This window comes from Columbia Basin potato purple top phytoplasma (assembly GCF_028595955.1).
Classification (GTDB): Bacteria; Bacillota_I; Bacilli_A; order Acholeplasmatales; family Acholeplasmataceae; genus Phytoplasma.
Genome location: NZ_JANHJP010000036.1, coordinates 1 through 464, shown reverse-complemented (window position 1 = coordinate 464; position 464 = coordinate 1). Strand labels below are relative to the sequence as shown.

Here is a 464-nt window from a genome sequence, read left to right as displayed (position 1 = left end):
TGACGTGATTCAACCTTTAAAAGCTCGTATTAAAGAAGATGCCAAGACAAAGAATTAGAGGTGTAAAGGAAAATGTTGAAAAAGTAACTTCTTGGTTCAAAAAATAGTTTTAATTAAAATTCAAAAGTCAAATGTGTTAAAATGTTGGTATATTAAAAATTACCCGAAAGGAACTAATCATGTTTAATATTATTAAAAAAAATGAAATGGTTTTTTATCATATTAGGGTTATTATTATGTTTATTGATTGGTTTTTTCTTTTTAACCTCAGATACGTATAAATTACCAAAAAAAGAAATCCCTGTTTTCAAAGAAACCAAAGTCGATATCAAAGAAGAATGGAAAGAAACTGATCTCACCAAAGGAAGAACTCAATCAATGATTAAAATTCATTACACCTTTGATGACCTTAATGGTATCGGTTATTATCAACAACAATTCACTAACAAAGAAAATATCCGATC

At 27.2% G+C, this 464-nt stretch carries 1 pseudogene; it reads left to right on the top strand.

The window, feature by feature from the left end:
* Positions 1 to 201: 201 nt before the first annotated feature.
* A pseudogene (locus M8044_RS02510) lies at positions 202 to 464 on the top strand (effector); the annotation flags it as partial.